Consider the following 17,044-nt stretch of genomic DNA (forward strand, 5'->3'; position numbering starts at 1 on the left):
ATGATTGCTTACTATAAAACCGAGGTTCCATTTTTAAGGTTGGTTTTATGTTTCATAATAGGGATTTCTATTTCTACAACGCAAAACCTTGCTCCTAACCCTGCTTACGAAATCACATTTTATAGCCTTTGCGGAATAACTTTATTTTTCGCAATCTTTTACAAGCGCCTGCGGCTTTATTTAAGGCGAGACATTACTGGATTTATCATCTACACTACTGTGCTAATGGCTGGTATTGTAATAACCAATCATCGAAAACAGATATACTACGCTAATCATTTCTCTAAAATTAGTTCAAAAGAGCTGATTGGAGTAATTGAGGAAAACCCAAAGTTAAAGGGAGACATTGCTAGATTCGTTTTAATTATTGATGCTAATATCGACGGTGAAAAGCTAAGCAAAACTACCGGAAAATTACTTGTTGCATTGCGGATAGATAGTACAAAAACTTTAGGTTTAAAATATGGCGATCGTATTATATTGGTATCAAAATATAAAGAAACAGAACCGCCCTATAATTTTGCTGAATTCAATTATCGTCGTTTTTTAGCATTACAAAACATTTATCATCAAACTTTTATTAATCAAAAACAGATTGCAGTAATTGAAACAGACCAAGGAAACCCGATAATAGCCTTTGCCTTAGCGTTTAGAGATCAGCAGGTTGCAAAAATCAAAAATTATTTGGCAGATAAAGATGCTAGAGGCGTAGCGTCTACCTTGGTTTTAGGTTATCGAGAAACCTTAGACAGAGAGCTACTGGCCACTTACTCTAATACAGGAACTATGCATGTGCTTTCTGTTTCTGGAATGCATGTGGCCATTGTGGCTTTTCTTTTAAACTTTTTGCTGGGATTTATGAACCGTAAAAAGAAGTTAATAATTGCAAAAACGCTTTTGATAATCTCACTGGTTTGGTTTTATGCGTTAATAACTGGCTTAGCTCCGTCTGTTACGCGGGCGGCAATTATGATCAGTTTTGTTTTGATTGCCAAGGCAAAATCTAAAAACGTTAACATCTTTAACGTTCTAGGTCTTTCTGCATTCCTAATTTTACTATACAATCCTTTTAGTTTGGTAAATGTTGGTTTTCAGCTATCGTACATTGCCGTTGGCGGTTTAATTTATCTTTATCCAAAAGTCAGCCTGTGGTACAGTCCCGAGAATCCTATCATCAAAGCTGCATGGTCTGTGATGGCTGTTTCTATATCGGCGCAGTTGGTTACAGCTCCGTTTAGTTTATTTTACTTTCATCAATTTCCTGTTTATTTTATATTAAGCAACCTCTTTATAGTGATACCAGCAACGCTAATTATGTATGCTGGTTTTGCTTTTTTACTATTTGCCACGCTAATTCCTCAGCTAAAAGTTTTCGCTGTTATCTTAGAACAAACTATCATTTTTACCAATACCGGGTTAAAATTTATAGAGGAAATTCCACATGCAAATATTACTCAAGTTTGGTTTGATAAAACTGAGATATTTTTGGGTTACTGTTTGATTATCGCTATCCTTTTCTCGTTAAAAAACTTACTTTTTTTAAGGCTAAGCATTATTTTAGCAGCATGCCTTATCATCAGTTTAACATGGAAAGAATTTAACCACATACAACAGCGAAACGTTACTTTTTTTTCGCTAAGAAAAAACACTGCCATTGCATTTATAAAAGGAAGAAGTGCAGTTTTAGTAACCGATTTAGATACCGACGAGTTTACTTATGTGTTTTCGGTAAAACCCTATTTAGATAGTTGCCATATAAACAACATCCAATTTTTGAATCCACACCTAACCGAAACTGAGAAAGTCTATAATTTTGAAGGCAAGGCGTTGAAAATAATTGGCAAAGGTGGTTTTAACAAGATGCTGTCAGAAGAAAATTGGTTGCTTTTAAGTAGCGACCGCATTTTCAACTTAACTGAAATTTTATCATCAAATAATTTTAATACTTTATTAATAGATGGCAGAAATAGAGACTTTGTTATTAAAAACCTGAGATCGCAAGCAGAAATACTAAAACTCCCCATAAAAACTTTAAAAAGAGAGTTTGCTGTAGAATATAAACTTTAAAAAATTCATTTCGATTTCTCAATAGCTAAACAACATTAAAATAATTTATCTTGTAACATCGTTAATCATCTAATATCTAACTTAAAAACAAATATTTTGAAGCAACTAAAAGCAGTATTAACAATAGCCATTTGTATGGGATATACATTTATGGCGCAGGCACAAAAAACAATTAAACAGGGTACAGTAACTTATGCGGTAGAATACAATTTACCTGCCGACCAGCAATCAATGGCTGGCATGCTACCTAAAGAGTTTAAAGTAGTGTTCAAGGGTGATTACAGCAAATTTAAAATGGATATGGGAATGTACGCAACATCTGTAATTTTCAACAACGCCTCAAACGAAACCTTAAGTTTAACAGAAGTGCCCATGCAGGGGAAAAAGATTGCTGTAAAGATGAACAAAGACCAGTCTAAAAAAATGCGTGAGTTACAGTCGGGTGAACAGGATTTTGAAGTAACACCAACCACAGCACAAAAAAAGATTGCTGGATATAACTGTGTAAAATATCTTTTAAAGGATAAAGAGTCAGGAGTGCAAAGTGAAATTTGGACAACTACTGATATTCAAATACCAACAAACTCCTTAACCTCTCCAATTAACGGTGTAAAAGGCGTTCCTGTTGAGTTTAGCCAAGATGCTAGCGGCATGAAATCAAAAATGACTTTAAAAAGCATTGATGAAACCGCTGTTGCTGATATTGATTTCCAAGTACCCGCAGGTTACGAAGTAATGGATTTTAACGCATTACTAAGTCAGATGGGCGGCTAAAAATCACCCATAAAATTATATTTTTAAGGCTTTTAAGCTTTGCTTTTTTTATAAATTGCAACATGCTTAAAAGCCTTTCTTTTTTTGTTAGATATTTTATCTTTTGGGTTCTCTTTTTTGTACTTAACAAAGTAGTATTTGAACTTTGGAATTTCAAAAAGCTGACCGAATTTTCTTTTATCGATATTTTAAAAACCTTTGGGCATGGTTTGCACATGGACGCTTCGATGGCTGGCTATTTTTGTGCGTTACCATTTCTTTTGGTGATTATTGCATGGTTCTTCAATAAATCAAGCATTTCATTAAAATCTATTCATATTTACAGCTATATCTTAGTGGTGATAACTGCCATCACAGCTATTATAGATGTAAATATATACCGGGAATGGGGCACTAAATTAAATTATAAAGCAATCGGCTTTTTTATAGACTCGCCCAAAGAAGCTGTAGCTTCTTCTTCTTCCTCTCCTATTTTTAGCAATATAATTGGTTTTCTTGTATTGGCATTCCTAGGCATTTTGATGTACCGCAAATTATTCCCTCAGGCTACATTGGGTTTAAACAAAGCGAGATGGATTATAAAACCAATAATTTCTTTCCTGATTATAGGATTAACATTTTTAGCAATCAGAGGAAGTTTAACGGTTGCACCGATGAATACCAGCCGAGTGTATTTTAGCCAGCACCAGATATTAAATATAGCTGCCATTAACACCAATTGGTTTTTAATCTCAAACATCTTAAGCCAAAGCAAAATAAAAGGTAATCCGTATTTATATTTTAAACCCGAAGAAGCAATAGCAATAAAAGATAGTTTGTTTAACAAATCAGTTGAGTTTCCTTTAATTTTAAACACATCAAAACCCAACATCGTTCTAATAATTTTAGAAAGCTTTACAGCCGATGTTATTAAAGAAATAGGTCCCGAAAAAAACGTAACACCAAACTTCAGTAAATTAATTGCTGAAGGATTGCTGTTTACAAACATTTATTCGGCATCAGACAGAACGGACAAGGGAATTGTAGCCATCTTAAGTGGTTTCCCTTCACAGGCAACGGAAAGCATCATCAAAACCAACGACAAACAGGTAAAGTTACCCTCAATCTCACAAGAGGTTAAAAACATCGGCTATCACACTTCTTTTATTTACGGAGGAGATTTAAACTTCGCTAATTTCAAATCATACCTTATCAGTCATGGGTTTGAGAATGTTAAAGATGTTAACGATATAAAAACCAACGAGAAATTAACGAAATGGGGCGTTGCAGATGATGTAACCATGACAACGCATTTAAAAGATCTGAAAGCGGAAAAACAACCATTCTTTACCACGCTTTTAACGCTATCAAACCACGAACCTTTTTATTTAAAAGGTAAATATAAATTTGGTGATAAAACGGTAAGCAATATGTTCAGAAGTACGGCTTTTTACACCGATTCTATTTTATACGATTACGTTAACCAAGCAAAAAAGCAGGCTTGGTACAACAATACGCTCTTTATTCTGGTTGCAGACCATGGTCACCGTTTACCTACAGAACAAAACGACATTTTTGAACCGGGGCGTTATCATATACCGATTTTATTTTTTGGAGGAGCTTTGAAAACAGAATTTAAGAATCAAAGGGTTGAAAAAGTTGGCGCCCAAGTTGATCTTGCCTCCACGCTTTTAAACCAATTAAACCTTAGCGATACTGCTTTCCACTACAGTAAAAATCTGTTATCGCCGGCCGTAAAAGGTTTTGCATTTTACAGTTGGAACAACGGTTTTGGATTTATCAACGAGAATAAAAAAGCGGTTAGTTTTGACCCAATTGGTAAGCAACTCATTTATGAAGATAAGTTTAGTAATGAAAAAGCTAAATTCGAAGCTTTAAAAAACTCAAAAGCTTTAATGCAAACTATTTACACAGATTATATGAAGTATTAATTTTTAGAGAATAGTTCCTTTTTATCAGACATTCGCTTCTCTTCTACTCCCAATCCAAACAAAGCAAAATCATACTTAGCTGGATCGGTAGCATCATACTTCCGTAGGTTTCCAGTGAGTTCTAAAGCAGTTTGCCAGTCGGTTTGCTTCCTGCTAATCAAACCTAATCGCCTAGCTACCCGATCCACATGAACGTCACACGGACAAATTAACTGGTTTGGTGTAATACGTTTCCAAATACCAAAATCAACACCGTTATCATCAGCTCGCACCATCCAACGCAAAAACATGTTCAAACGCTTACAGGTTGATTTTTGCAAAGGCGAAGAAACATGCTTAATGGTACGGCGTGGAAAATCATCCAAGGAAAAAAAATACGATCTAAAATAATTCAAATTACCTTCTACGGTATCTATAGCAAGTTTAGAGGCTAAACACACTTCAGATTTTGGAGTGGGGGCTATATGCTCTTTAATCGATGTATCTAAAAAGTCCTCTCTAAAATCGGTTTTCTTGTTAAAAGGTAAAAAAGCATCTTCCAGAGATTGATAATTTGAATAATGCGTTTTAAAAAACTCAATAAAGTAAAGCGTATCTGTAGCGTTAAAAGTGCGATGTTTGAAATTCAGCAGTCGCTTTAAATCAGTATCCGCATGATTCATGATAAAATCATAAGGTGTACCGTCCATTAACTCAATTAGCTCTTTACACTTGTTGATAATCGTTACACGCTGTCCCCAAGCAAGCATGGCGCTCCAAAAACCCATGATTTCTATATCTTGCTGTCTACTAAAAAGATGTGGTATAGAAATTGGGTCTAATTCAATAAAATTAGGCTGATTATAAATTTCGACCTTGGCATCTAAAAAATCCTTTAGGTCAGAAAATTTTGAAGGTACTTTCAACGTTATTAGTTTTAATTAAAATATTAATTATGAAAAACTTAGGTCTAAATTATAAAATATGCTTTATTATAGGGTTTTGTTTTTTGTTAAGCGCATGTGCAACTCAGAAAGAAAAACAAGCCAGAGTATCTTTAATTGATAGTTTGGTAAAAAGCAATTCGTTTAAGTTTGTGGCCCAGCAAGCAAATCCTCTGCGAGCTTCGCTAATTGATTCTCGCTTAAGACAGCTAAATGGTTCCTATTATTTAAAAATCAACAAAGATACGCTCGACTGTTATTTACCCTATTTTGGCGTAGCGCAACAAGCTCCCTATGGCTCAAACGACAACGGAATTCAGTTTACCACTACTAAATTTACTTACGATAAAAAACAGTTGGGTAAAATAATTGAGCTTACCATTGTACCCAAAAACACAGATAAAGCAAGTAGATTGTTTTTAAGCATATCTGAAAGTGGCACCGCAACATTAAATGTAAACAGTAATAATCGCGATGCTATTTCTTTTAACGGAACTATCGAAAAACCTTAACTCAGCGCATTCTTTAGATCAGCAATTAAATCGTCAGCATCTTCTACACCAACACTTAAGCGCAGTAGGTTATCAACTACGCCCACTTTTTCTCGCTCTTCTTTAGGAATGGAGCCATGAGTCATAGATGCAGGGTGATTGATTAAAGATTCAACACCGCCTAAGGACTCAGCTAAAGTCCAAACTTTAAAAGAACCAGCAATTCTAAATGTCTCGGCCAAATCCGCGTCTTTTAAAACTATCGATATCATCCCGCCAAAACCACGCATCTGCTTCTTTGCAATATCATGATTTGGGTGGTCTATAAATCCAGGCCAATATATTCTTTCTATTTTAGGATGCGTTCTTAAAAACTGAGCTATTTTTTCTCCGTTTTCACAATGCGCTTTCATCCGTAGATGCAAAGTTTTAATTCCACGTAATACTAAAAATGAATCTTGCGGACCAGGCGTTGCGCCACAAGCATTATAGATAAACCAAAGTTTTTTATAAAGTTCTTCATCGTTCGTTAACAAAGCACCCATCACCACATCAGAATGACCAGCAATATATTTGGTTACCGAGTGCATCACTAAATCCGCACCTAAATCAACCGGGTTTTGTAAGTAGGGTGAGGCAAAAGTATTATCAACTACCAAAGTTAAACCTTTTGATCTAGTAATAGCCGATACTGCTTGAATATCAATTATTTGCATCATCGGATTTGTTGGTGTTTCTACCCAAACCATCTTGGTATTATCATTAACATAATCCAAAATATGAGCTGGATCTGTTAAATCTATAAAATGAAATTTGATTCCATAGTTTGCAAAAACCTTAGTAAAAATCCGATAAGAACCACCATATAAATCGTTGCCAGTAATTACCTCGTCGCCAGGCATCAGCGTTTTCATAACTGCATCTGTAGCACCCATTCCGCTAGAAAAAGCCAGACCATACTTACAATTTTCCAACGCAGCCATACAATCTTCCAACGCTTTACGAGTTGGATTTGTTCCTCTTGAATACTCGTAACCTTTATTATCTCCCGGCGTTTTCTGCCAATAAGTTGATGTTTGATAAATTGGTGTCATTACCGCACCGGTTGTTGGATCCGGTTGTTGACCTGCGTGTATCGCTTTTGTACCGAAACCAAAAGGCCTCACCCCAGCCCTCTCCGAAGGAGAGGGAGTACTTGCATTGTTGCTATTCTTTTCTGTCATATCGTTCGTCATCTTTATCTTTCCAAACCTTTCCTAAAGTTAGTGTGGCTAATTTATATTCCCAGTACTCTAAAATATTTAGTATGTTCTTAAATTAAATCCCATCTATTTCCAACAAAACAGGCAAGTCCTTCTCCTTCGGAGAAGGATTTAGGATGAGGCTCTCTTTTTCTAATACGCCAATGCAAAAAGAACTCGCTCTTGTGAAGGCTTTCCTGTAACCATACAAACCCCTTCTTCTTTTTTGTTATCTAAAGGAATGCATCTAATTGTTGCTTTGGTATCTTCTTTTATCTTGGTCTCCGTTTCTGATGTACCGTCCCAATGGGCAGAAATAAAACCACCTTTTTCTGCTAATACCTTTTTAAATTCATCGTATGAATTTACTTCGGTGGTCATTTCTGTTCTGTAATCAAACGCTTTTTTATAGATATTAGCCTGTATATCTTCCAAAAGTTTTTCAATTACATCTGCAATACCTTCTCTAGAAACTGTTTCTTTAGTTCTCGTGTCTCTACGAGCCATTTCTATCGTGTTATTTTCCAAATCTCTTCCACCAAAAGCCAATCTTACAGGAACACCTTTCAACTCGTACTCGGCAAATTTAAACCCAGGACGTTGTGTATCTCTATTGTCATATTTAACAGAAATTCCTTTGGCTTTTAAAGCAATTGTAATCTTTTCAACCTCCGCAGAAATCTTAGCAAGCTCTTCATCACCTTTATAAATAGGAACAATTACCACCTGTATCGGCGCTAATTTCGGAGGCAAAACCAACCCTTGGTCATCAGAATGCGCCATAATTAAAGCACCCATCAATCGCGTGGAAACACCCCAGGAAGTGGCCCAAACATGTTCCAATTTACCCTCTTTACTGGTGAACTTTACATCAAATGCTTTGGCGAAATTCTGACCTAAAAAATGAGAAGTTCCAGCTTGCAAAGCTTTACCGTCCTGCATCAAAGCTTCAATACAAAGTGTATCTAAAGCACCTGCAAAGCGTTCATTAGCTGTTTTTGTTCCTTTAACTACCGGCATAGCCATCCAGTTTTCAGCAAAATCAGCATAAACATGAAGCATCTGCGTAGCCTCTGCCACAGCCTCTTCGGAAGTTGCGTGAGCGGTATGCCCTTCTTGCCATAAAAACTCAGTGGTTCTTAAGAAAAGTCTTGTACGCATTTCCCAACGTACCACATTGGCCCATTGGTTTACTAAAATCGGCAAATCTCTGTATGATTGAATCCATCCTCTATAAGTGTTCCAGATTATGGTTTCAGACGTAGGTCTTACAATTAATTCCTCCTCTAGCTTGGCATCTTCGTCAACAATAATATTGCCGTTGCCATCGTTCTTAAGCCGATAGTGAGTAACTACTGCACACTCAGTAGCAAAGCCGTCAACATGAGAAGCTTCCTTAGAAAAAAATGACTTTGGAATAAATAAAGGAAAATATGCGTTACTATGACCAGTATCTTTGAATTTTTGATCTAAAACTGCTTGTATTTTCTCCCAAATGGAGTAACCATAAGGTTTAATTACCATGCAACCTCTTACAGAAGAATGTTCTGCAAGGTCTGCCTTTGTAACTAATTCGTTATACCACTGGGAATAGTCTTCTGATCTGCTTGTTAAGCCCTTGCTCATGTTTTATTTGGAATAATTTTTGTATTTTTATAATAATATTTACTTGGTCAAAGTTATAAATTTAATTAGTAAAGCTTTACACCAACAAACCATATTGCCATGTTTACCTACAATAGATTCAAATTTTTAATTTTTGCTGTAGTTACAGCTAGCCTTGCTTCCTGCTCTACTGAACGGCTTGCAACACAAAATGCAGATGACGTATATTTTAAAGATGTAGAAGCCATTCCAGCAACTTATGCTAGTGTGCCGGAGAAGTCTTATAAGGAAGGAAATTATTCTGACAGAAACGGCTATGATCGTAATGACGACTATTATTATGATCGTTATGAAAACACTTCGAGGTTTGATATAGACAACTGGAGAAATAATTATAGCTGGCGGGATTATTATTACATGGATCGTTATTCTTATGACCCATTTTTTGGCCCGTCATCTTACTTAGGTTTTAACAATTTTTATGGAAACGGTTGGGGTTTTTCTTTAGGATACAATACACCGTTCTACAATTATAATATGCCTTTTTATAATACCAGCTATTTTAATTATTACGGGTCTTTTTACGGTAATTCACCTTATTGGGGTATTTACTCTTACTACAACCCTGGTTATTATGGAAATTATTACGGAGGTTATTATGGAGGCGGTTATTACGGAAACCCATACTATGGCAGTGGATATTACGGAACAACTAGAACACTAAAGCCAAGACCTTCCGGAAGTAATGACAATATGCGAGGTGCGGATAGAAACAGTAGAATTCCAATGCCGAACGAAAGGGTGACAAGACCAAGTTCTAGCGATAATGGCCGAAGAACGCAAAGTGCAGACCGTGATGGGAATTACAATCCTTACGGCAGACCCACAAGACCTACAGGAACCTCAACAGATCAGAGAACTGAGGGGCAGCGACAGCCAACAAGCCAACCTAGTAGCAGACCAACGCGTCCTACTAGAGATAGCGGAAGTGATTCTAGAGGTGGAAGTTCAGAACCCGTAAGTCGCCCTACGAGTAGACCAACTAGAAGTGAGACACCTAGCTACACCCCATCACGTTCAACAGAAAGTAGTGGTTCCAGCGGTTCGTCATCTTCCGGTTCTTCAAGTAGCGGACGTTCATCATCTGGCAGACCATCACGGTAATTAACTATTAGACATGAAATTAGAAAAAACAATAATACTAGCCATTTCTTTAATGGCTAGCACTAACAGCTTTGCTCAATACACCAGCGATGCTTTTCGATTTTCACAATTCGAAAACAGCGTTGATGCTAGATTTGGAGCTATGGGTGGTCAAAAATCATCCGTTGGTGGCGATATCAGTTCTGTTTTCGGCAACCCTGCGGGTTTGGGGATGTTCAGTAGGTCTGAGTTTAGCTTAACGCCAGAACTTAGCTTGAACAACAGTAAAGTAAACGCATTTAACTCAAAATCAGATATTAAAAATAACAATTTAGACTTTGGCAACCTGGGCGTAGTATTTCATACGAGAACCTATAAAAGTGGTGACACCAAAAAAGGCCTATTAAGTGTGAATTTTGGAATAGGGTATCAGCAAAGAAAAAGCTTTACCAACGATTTTAATTTTAAAGGAATAACCAACAATAATGGGTTGGGAGATTTGTTTACAGAGGGTTCAAACAAAGATATTGATGACGACGGCTACCCTGCTGCACCAGATAGACTTTTATCAAATGTACATCATCTCGCCAATAAGTCTAACTTGACTTATTACGATGCAACTTTCGCAGATCCTTACGAAGCTATTACTTCCACAAATTCTGATCAAGGTTATGATGTAAAAAGAAAAGGAACCAATGGAAACGTCGATTTTTCTGTAGGACTTAACATCAGTAATAAATTATTTTTAGGTGCTGGATTTGGATTGGCAAACTTTAACTACACATCTACCGAAAGAGTTAGTGAAATTGGTGTTTATCGCGTCCCAGGGACAAGTGCAGATCAAAACTACGATGTAGATTACGTAAAGTACTTTGACACCCAAGGTTCTGGAGTCAACTTAAAGATTGGTACTATATTCAAACCTGTCGAAGAACTGCGCTTGGGTTTGTCTTTTGAATCACCAACTTGGTTTTCTGTAACTGATAATTATTCAGAGTCTCTATACAATATAAGAACTGGCAACAGCGATGATGATTCGTATCCTTTCGAATATAGCTTAAGAACACCTTTAAAGTTAAACGGAGGAATTTCTTACTTTATTGGTAGCAAGGGGTTTATTTCTGCCGACATTGGTTTTGTAGATTATTCAACTATAAAACTTTCGTCTACAAACAACAGGATAGATATGGATACTAAACGAGATATTACGAGCATCTATCAGAATACGATTAATTATAGCATTGGAGGTGAATATAAGTTAGATAAGAGTTTCCTTTTAAGAGCAGGCTACCGCTCTGTAGGAAATCCGTATCAAAATCTCGATGATAAAGATTATGCTGTAAACTCAATTTCTGGAGGTGTGGGCTATAGGTTCGGAGATTATTATTTAGATGCGGCGCTAATCAATACCAACGAAAATTTAAATTACAGCAACTACACTTTGAGTGCTGGCAATCAACCAAACGCAGCAATTGAAACACGCACAAATAAAATTGCATTGACTTTTGGGGTTAGATTTTAATAAAGTATAACAAGCACAGGAAAGCAGATTGATTTTATTATCAATCTGCTTTTTTTATGTAAAAACATTGAGAATGAATGCAAACTGTTACATTTCAAGATTATAAGGCTAAAATATTAGTTACTCTTTCCCAAAAGGATTATGAGATTTTACTTTGATAGCCGTTGTGGCTGCTCTGTGAATTGTTTTGCTGCCGTATTTATTATTGATAATATCCAAAGCATTATAAAGCTGAATTTGGTTTTCACTATCATCAAATAAATGAATCTGATGATGACCTCTGTTCAAATCAGAAAGCCTCACTCCTATTAATCTAACTAATCTGCCTTTCTGATATAGTTGCGCAAACAACTGCTTCACTTGCTTAATTAATAAGTGGTCGGCAGATGTGTAGCTTACTTTTACCTGTTGATTGAACGTACTAAAATCATCGTACCTGATTTTAACACTGATGCATCCAGCCACAAAATTCTCATTCCGCATTTTAAAACAAAGATCTTCCGTCATTGAGATGATAAATGTTTCCAAAATCGAAGTATCGCTAGTATCCTGTCCAAAAGTATTCTCTGTACTGATTGATTTCCGATCAACATAGGGACTAATTACACTTTCATCTAACGCATTAGCTTTTAAATACATTACTTCTCCCTGTTTACCAAACTTAGCAATTAACAAACTTTTAGATAGTCGTTGTAAATCAGCAATGGTATGATAGCCCAATTGGTTCAACTTTTCTGTCGTCTTTTTACCAATCATCGGGATTTTTGAGATATTTAAAGGCGCTAAGAAATCTTTCTCGGTACCGTACGGCACATACTTAAATCCGTTTGGTTTTGCAAAACCTGTAGCAATTTTTGAAACTGTTTTATTTTTCGAAAGTCCAAAAGAAATAGGAAGTCCGGTTTCTCTAATAATTCTTTCCCGTAAATCGGTTGCGTATTTTAAGGTTCCAAAAAACTTATCCATGCCAGTTAAATCAATGTAGAACTCGTCGATAGAACTTTTTTCAAATAAGGGAACAGCGTCGGCTATAATTTGGGTAACTTCTTTAGATGCGTCAGAATAATCACCATAACTACTCGAGACAAAGATTATACTGGGACAAAGCTTTTGCGCTTGACTACAAGGCATGGCAGAATGCACCCCAAATTTCCTAGCTTCATAACTACATGACGAAACCACACCTCTACCAGTGGTACTGCCTATAGCCACAGGTTTTCCCAGTAAATCAGGGTTTTTACGGCACTCTACAGAAACAAAAAAGGAATCTAAATCAATATGGACAATCTGTTTGTGCATGATAATTATTTAGCGAAACACAAACCTACAAAACTAAATTAATTAGCATCGCAGTTACTTAATATAAAAGGTTAAAAAAGCTTAAAGCACAAAAACATTCTCAGCAAATTTCTCACTAACATGGTGGGTTGTACCGTCCACATCAATCATCATCATGGCATCAAAATCTTGACGCCCAATAACCTTAATTATACTGCTAATTCCTAAACCTATTTTAACTACGTACTGTAAAAAAGCGGCAGAATTATCTTTAACGGCAACCAGTTTACAAACATCGCCTACAGAAACTTCGGAGAGTGTTTTCTTATAAGTCACTTTAATTTCACCTTGCTCGGTCGGGATTGGATCGCCATGCGGGTCAAACTGAGGGAAATCTAAAAACGCATCTAGTTTATTAATTAGTTTCGCACTTTTAATATGCTCAAGCTGTTCTGCTATCTCATGCACTTCGTCCCAGTTAAAGTCCAGTTTTTGGTATAAAAACGTTTCCCAAAGACGGTGTTTCCGTAAAATCTCTAAAGCTATTTTACGTCCGTTATCATTCAAGCTAATTTTACCGTATTTTTCATAGTTGATCAATTGCTTCTCTTTAAGCTTCTTCAACATATCTGTAACGGTTGCTGGCTTTACATCAAGATGCGACGCAAGCTCGTTTGTACCTACCTCAACAACATTGTTATCAATGGTTATCTTAAGCAATGCTTTTAGGTAGTTTTCTTCTGTAAATGATAGCATAGTGGGTCAAAGATAAAAAATTTAACAGCTAAAATATACCCATAAAAAAAGCACCTGCCTAAAAGACAGATGCTTCTAAATAAATATAAAAAACACTAGTCTTCTTGGTGCAACCAAGCTTTCTTAGCTAATAGCTCTTCTTCAGTTTCTCTTACGTCTTCATCATCCACACAACAATCTACAGGACAAACTGCAGCACACTGAGGCTCATCATGAAATCCTTTACATTCTGTACACTTATCTGGTACAATGTAGTAAACCTCATCAGAAATTGCCGACTGTACTTCGTCTGCATTTAGTGTTTCTCCGTCACCAAAATCAATAATTCCTTTTAGATTAGTTCCTTCAGAAAATTTCCAGGCCTGACCTGCATCATAAATTGCATTGTTTGGGCACTCTGGCTCACAAGCTCCGCAGTTAATGCACTCGTCTGTAATTATAATTGCCATATCTTGTTTTTTCTTACGTCTTTAAACGTATTTTTGTAGTTCTTAATTAATCGCAAATATAACACATTTTAAGGATTTGAATTTCAATAATGTCGATTTTTAGTAAAGAAAAAAGGATTATAGCAATAAAGCAGTTGGGTGATTATTTATTAAACGGCGATGATGAATTGCAAAACCTAGTTGAAAGTGCCAAACATAAAAACGCTTGGTTCACCAAAGATGAGGTAGGTAAAGCAGTGTTAGCAAATGGACAAATGTTAAATCAGTATGATTTAAACAATTGGCTATCAGGATATCATCTCAATTTTGAAAGACCCAAAAAAGTAGGCTTAATTTTAGCTGGGAATTTACCATTGGTAGGTTTTCATGATGTATTGGCGGTACTTTTAACCGGTAATATTGCTTTGATAAAACTGTCTTCGCAGGATGATAACCTAATTCCTTTTCTACTGAAAAAGTTAACGGAAATTGAGCCTGCATTTGAAAACCAGATTGTATTTGTTCAAAAGTTAGAAGATTTTGACGCCGTGATTGCAACGGGAAGCAATAACAGTTCTCGTTATTTCGATTATTACTTTGCTAAAGTGCCAAACATTATCCGTAAAAACAGAAACAGCATAGCGCTTTTAACCGGTGATGAAAGCAAGGAAGAACTTCACCTTTTAGGAAACGATATTTTTGATTATTATGGTTTAGGCTGTAGAAACGTATCCAAATTACTGGTGCCAAAAGACTATAATTTTATACCGTTTTTTGAAGCTATAGAACCATTTAACGAGATTCTAAATCATCATAAGTATCAAAACAATTACGACTATAACAAGTCTATTTATTTGATCAATAAAAACAAGCATTTTGACAATGGCTTTTTGTTAGTTACCGAAAGCGACAAAATAACATCGCCCCTATCTGCAGTTTTTTATCAAGAATATGGTTCTTTGGAAGAAGCGATAAATTATATTAATACCGAAAAAGACAATATACAGGTTGTAGTAAGCAATAGCGATGTAGAATTACCAACCGCTAAAGTAAAACTCGGAGAAAGCCAAAGCCCTAAATTATGGGATTACGCTGATGGTGTTGATACAATTGCTTTTTTAACTGCGTTAGTTTGATTTCAAAAATTATTAAAAATAGGTATTTAAAAATTTTACCTTTGCTTGCATTGGTTTAACAGGGAGAGTGAAATGTATGTGATAAAAGTTAAGGGAGTTGCAAAAATCCCCGATTATGTGCAGTTAAGAGATGATCACTTTACACTTTTAGCCTATTTTAGGGTTGATAGACCAGATAAATCACTTGAAAAAATTGGACTGGCTGATAAGGTTGGTTATATTATGGAAGCGGTAAAAGATTTACCCTTCGGACAAATTTTAAAATTAGACATCTAATGGTTGGTAATTCAGTTATAACACTCAACAACATTGATATTTTTCAGCAAAAGCACTTGGTTCTTTCTAACGTTAATTTACACGTAGATAACGGCGAGTTTGTTTATTTGATTGGGCAAACAGGTTCGGGCAAAAGTAGCTTGTTAAAAATTATTTATGGCGATTTACACATTGTGAACGGAGATGGAGATGTAGTGGGCTATCAGCTAAAAAACTTAAAAGAAAATGATGTTCCGTTTCTGAGAAGAAAGCTAGGAATCGTTTTTCAGGATTTCCAGCTGTTAACCGATAGAACCATCGAACAAAATTTGGCTTTCATTTTAAAGTCGACCGGTTGGAAAGATAAAAACCTGATTGCCGAAAGGATTAAAGACGTTTTAGAGAAAGTAGGTTTACGTAGCAAAATGAAGAAAATGCCTCACGAAATTTCGGGCGGTGAACAACAAAGAGTTGTAATTGCTAGGGCTTTATTGAACGATCCTGAACTTATTTTAGCCGATGAACCTACTGGAAACTTAGATCCAGAGACTTCAGAAGAAATTATGATATTACTGCGCCAAATTAGTCAATCTGGTACCGCGGTTTTAATGGCAACACATGATTACCACATCATTCGTACCTTCCCGTCTCGTATTATCAAGTGCGAAAACGGCAGAGTAATAGAAGACGCCACCGTATAAAAACAATCCATCCGAACAAAACTACAGTCTAAAGCAGTCAACTTGTAAGTGTTTCATTTTGAAAACTGACAGGTTGACTGCTTTTATGGAATGGCAGTATGTTTGGTATTTGCAAATCGTTATATTTTATAGCTATGTTTAATAGAAAAAAGGTTTCAGAGACTGAAGAAAGTACTAAAATGACAGACCACAACGAAGAGACTCGCGAGCAAGAGGACGTTCAAGAAGAGATAGAGCAAGTTAACGAGGCTAGAGTTAACCAACCAGAGGAAGCAGAACTTAGCGAAACCGACAAGTTAAAATCTGAGGTTTCAATGCTTAACGACAAGTATGTACGTTTATATGCAGAATTTGACAACTACAAGCGCCGTACAACCAAAGAACGTATAGAGCTTTTACAAACTGCTGGAAAAGATGTAATTGTGTCTTTATTAGGGATTTTAGATGATTTCGAACGAGCTAATAAAGCAATGGAAACCGCTTCAGACGTTAAGCCGGTTAAAGAAGGTGTTGAGTTGATTCAAAACAAATTAACATCATTGTTAGCACAAAAAGGTTTAAAAGCAATGGAGTCTATCGGCCAACCATTTGATGCCGATATCCACGAAGCTATTACCAACGCTCCTGCCCCTACTCCTGATTTAAAAGGAAAAGTAATTGACGAAGCTGAAAAAGGCTACATGCTTAATGATAAAGTAATTCGCTATGCTAAGGTAATTGTTGGAGCATAAAATAATGAATGAAGGTTTGAGTTTTGAATGAATGAATAAAATGTATTTCGCATAATTCTATC

Annotated in this window: 16 protein-coding genes; 10 read left to right on the forward strand and 6 right to left on the reverse strand. The window is 36.1% G+C overall.

Going from position 1 to position 17,044, the window contains the following annotated elements:
* From B176_RS0108300 to B176_RS0108310, 3 genes are all read left to right on the forward strand, one after another.
* Positions 1 to 2,067, forward strand: coding sequence for a ComEC/Rec2 family competence protein (locus tag B176_RS0108300; protein WP_017258336.1), 2,067 nt, complete (start codon positions 1 to 3; stop codon positions 2,065 to 2,067).
* Positions 2,068 to 2,163: 96 nt separating this feature from the next.
* Positions 2,164 to 2,841 (forward strand): DUF4412 domain-containing protein, encoded by a 678-nt coding sequence (locus tag B176_RS0108305; protein ID WP_154647929.1) that lies wholly within the window; start codon positions 2,164 to 2,166, stop codon positions 2,839 to 2,841.
* A gap of 62 nt (positions 2,842 to 2,903) precedes the next feature.
* Positions 2,904 to 4,772: an LTA synthase family protein gene (locus B176_RS0108310; RefSeq protein WP_017258338.1), complete on the forward strand. Its 1,869-nt coding sequence runs from the start codon at positions 2,904 to 2,906 to the stop codon at positions 4,770 to 4,772.
* Here the strand turns inward: B176_RS0108310 and B176_RS0108315 are convergent.
* Positions 4,769 to 5,677 carry a TIGR02757 family protein gene (locus B176_RS0108315; RefSeq protein ID WP_017258339.1) on the reverse strand — a complete coding sequence of 303 codons (909 nt, stop codon included), beginning with the start codon at positions 5,675 to 5,677 and terminating at the stop codon, positions 4,769 to 4,771. The genes B176_RS0108310 and B176_RS0108315 overlap by 4 nt on opposite strands.
* Before the next feature lie 29 nt (positions 5,678 to 5,706).
* Between B176_RS0108315 and B176_RS0108320 the strand changes: the two genes are divergently transcribed.
* Positions 5,707 to 6,207, forward strand: a complete 501-nt coding sequence (locus B176_RS0108320) for a DUF4251 domain-containing protein (RefSeq protein WP_017258340.1) — start codon at positions 5,707 to 5,709, stop codon at positions 6,205 to 6,207.
* Here B176_RS0108320 and B176_RS0108325 read toward each other — a convergent pair.
* Together B176_RS0108325 and proS are read right to left on the reverse strand one after the other, a co-directional pair.
* Entirely contained in the window at positions 6,204 to 7,421 is a 1,218-nt protein-coding gene (locus tag B176_RS0108325) for a cystathionine gamma-synthase (protein ID WP_237739813.1), read from the reverse strand. The genes B176_RS0108320 and B176_RS0108325 overlap by 4 nt on opposite strands.
* A gap of 159 nt (positions 7,422 to 7,580) precedes the next feature.
* On the reverse strand, positions 7,581 to 9,053 hold the full coding sequence (gene proS / locus B176_RS0108330; RefSeq protein WP_017258342.1) for a proline--tRNA ligase: 1,473 nt from the start codon (positions 9,051 to 9,053) through the stop codon (positions 7,581 to 7,583).
* Positions 9,054 to 9,152: 99 nt separating this feature from the next.
* Here proS and B176_RS0108335 point away from each other — a divergent pair, with 99 nt between their 5' ends.
* Both B176_RS0108335 and B176_RS0108340 read left to right on the forward strand, forming a co-directional pair.
* Entirely contained in the window at positions 9,153 to 10,196 is a 1,044-nt protein-coding gene (locus tag B176_RS0108335) for a hypothetical protein (RefSeq protein ID WP_017258343.1), read from the forward strand.
* A 13-nt stretch (positions 10,197 to 10,209) separates the two neighbouring features.
* Complete coding sequence (locus B176_RS0108340) at positions 10,210 to 11,697, forward strand: OmpP1/FadL family transporter (protein WP_017258344.1); 1,488 nt, start codon at positions 10,210 to 10,212, stop codon at positions 11,695 to 11,697.
* Positions 11,698 to 11,817: 120 nt separating this feature from the next.
* Here B176_RS0108340 and dinB read toward each other — a convergent pair whose 3' ends face one another.
* From dinB to B176_RS0108355, 3 genes are all read right to left on the reverse strand, one after another.
* Positions 11,818 to 12,996: a DNA polymerase IV gene (gene dinB / locus B176_RS0108345; protein WP_017258345.1), complete on the reverse strand. Its 1,179-nt coding sequence runs from the start codon at positions 12,994 to 12,996 to the stop codon at positions 11,818 to 11,820.
* 81 nt (positions 12,997 to 13,077) lie between these two features.
* On the reverse strand, positions 13,078 to 13,731 hold the full coding sequence (locus tag B176_RS0108350; protein WP_017258346.1) for a metal-dependent transcriptional regulator: 654 nt from the start codon (positions 13,729 to 13,731) through the stop codon (positions 13,078 to 13,080).
* Between the two features lie 95 nt (positions 13,732 to 13,826).
* On the reverse strand, positions 13,827 to 14,180 hold the full coding sequence (locus B176_RS0108355; RefSeq protein ID WP_017258347.1) for a 4Fe-4S dicluster domain-containing protein: 354 nt from the start codon (positions 14,178 to 14,180) through the stop codon (positions 13,827 to 13,829).
* An 89-nt stretch (positions 14,181 to 14,269) separates the two neighbouring features.
* Between B176_RS0108355 and B176_RS0108360 the strand changes: the two genes are divergently transcribed.
* The 4 genes from B176_RS0108360 to B176_RS0108375 all read left to right on the forward strand — a co-directional run bounded on the left by B176_RS0108360 (position 14,270) and on the right by B176_RS0108375 (position 16,982).
* Positions 14,270 to 15,295 (forward strand): acyl-CoA reductase, encoded by a 1,026-nt coding sequence (locus B176_RS0108360; RefSeq protein ID WP_017258348.1) that lies wholly within the window; start codon positions 14,270 to 14,272, stop codon positions 15,293 to 15,295.
* A gap of 72 nt (positions 15,296 to 15,367) precedes the next feature.
* Entirely contained in the window at positions 15,368 to 15,571 is a 204-nt protein-coding gene (locus B176_RS0108365) for a hypothetical protein (RefSeq protein ID WP_017258349.1), read from the forward strand.
* The gene (locus B176_RS0108370) at positions 15,571 to 16,251 is read left to right on the forward strand and encodes a cell division ATP-binding protein FtsE (RefSeq protein WP_017258350.1); all 681 of its coding nucleotides are present in this window, start codon (positions 15,571 to 15,573) and stop codon (positions 16,249 to 16,251) included. The genes B176_RS0108365 and B176_RS0108370 overlap by 1 nt, the downstream gene beginning before the upstream one ends.
* A 134-nt stretch (positions 16,252 to 16,385) precedes the next feature.
* The gene (locus B176_RS0108375) at positions 16,386 to 16,982 is read left to right on the forward strand and encodes a nucleotide exchange factor GrpE (protein WP_017258351.1); all 597 of its coding nucleotides are present in this window, start codon (positions 16,386 to 16,388) and stop codon (positions 16,980 to 16,982) included.
* The last annotated feature ends 62 nt before the right edge of the window (positions 16,983 to 17,044 follow it).

Origin of the sequence: Pedobacter arcticus A12, assembly GCF_000302595.1 — a bacterium.
Lineage (GTDB): Bacteria > Bacteroidota > Bacteroidia > Sphingobacteriales > Sphingobacteriaceae > Pseudopedobacter > Pseudopedobacter arcticus.

What these genes read in the sequence shown, in the direction of transcription:
- B176_RS0108355 (WP_017258347.1), bottom strand. Translation starts at nt 14,180, where the DNA reads ATGGCAATTATAATTACAGACGAGTGCATTAACTGCGGAGCTTGTGAG.
- dinB (WP_017258345.1), bottom strand. Translation starts at nt 12,996, where the DNA reads ATGCACAAACAGATTGTCCATATTGATTTAGATTCCTTTTTTGTTTCT.
- B176_RS0108365 (WP_017258349.1), top strand. Translation starts at nt 15,368, where the DNA reads ATGTATGTGATAAAAGTTAAGGGAGTTGCAAAAATCCCCGATTATGTG.
- B176_RS0108310 (WP_017258338.1), top strand. Translation starts at nt 2,904, where the DNA reads ATGCTTAAAAGCCTTTCTTTTTTTGTTAGATATTTTATCTTTTGGGTT.
- B176_RS0108375 (WP_017258351.1), top strand. Translation starts at nt 16,386, where the DNA reads ATGTTTAATAGAAAAAAGGTTTCAGAGACTGAAGAAAGTACTAAAATG.
- B176_RS0108350 (WP_017258346.1), bottom strand. Translation starts at nt 13,731, where the DNA reads ATGCTATCATTTACAGAAGAAAACTACCTAAAAGCATTGCTTAAGATA.
- B176_RS0108335 (WP_017258343.1), top strand. Translation starts at nt 9,153, where the DNA reads ATGTTTACCTACAATAGATTCAAATTTTTAATTTTTGCTGTAGTTACA.
- B176_RS0108360 (WP_017258348.1), top strand. Translation starts at nt 14,270, where the DNA reads ATGTCGATTTTTAGTAAAGAAAAAAGGATTATAGCAATAAAGCAGTTG.
- B176_RS0108370 (WP_017258350.1), top strand. Translation starts at nt 15,571, where the DNA reads ATGGTTGGTAATTCAGTTATAACACTCAACAACATTGATATTTTTCAG.
- B176_RS0108325 (WP_237739813.1), bottom strand. Translation starts at nt 7,421, where the DNA reads ATGACGAACGATATGACAGAAAAGAATAGCAACAATGCAAGTACTCCC.
- B176_RS0108340 (WP_017258344.1), top strand. Translation starts at nt 10,210, where the DNA reads ATGAAATTAGAAAAAACAATAATACTAGCCATTTCTTTAATGGCTAGC.
- B176_RS0108320 (WP_017258340.1), top strand. Translation starts at nt 5,707, where the DNA reads ATGAAAAACTTAGGTCTAAATTATAAAATATGCTTTATTATAGGGTTT.
- B176_RS0108300 (WP_017258336.1), top strand. Translation starts at nt 1, where the DNA reads ATGATTGCTTACTATAAAACCGAGGTTCCATTTTTAAGGTTGGTTTTA.
- proS (WP_017258342.1), bottom strand. Translation starts at nt 9,053, where the DNA reads ATGAGCAAGGGCTTAACAAGCAGATCAGAAGACTATTCCCAGTGGTAT.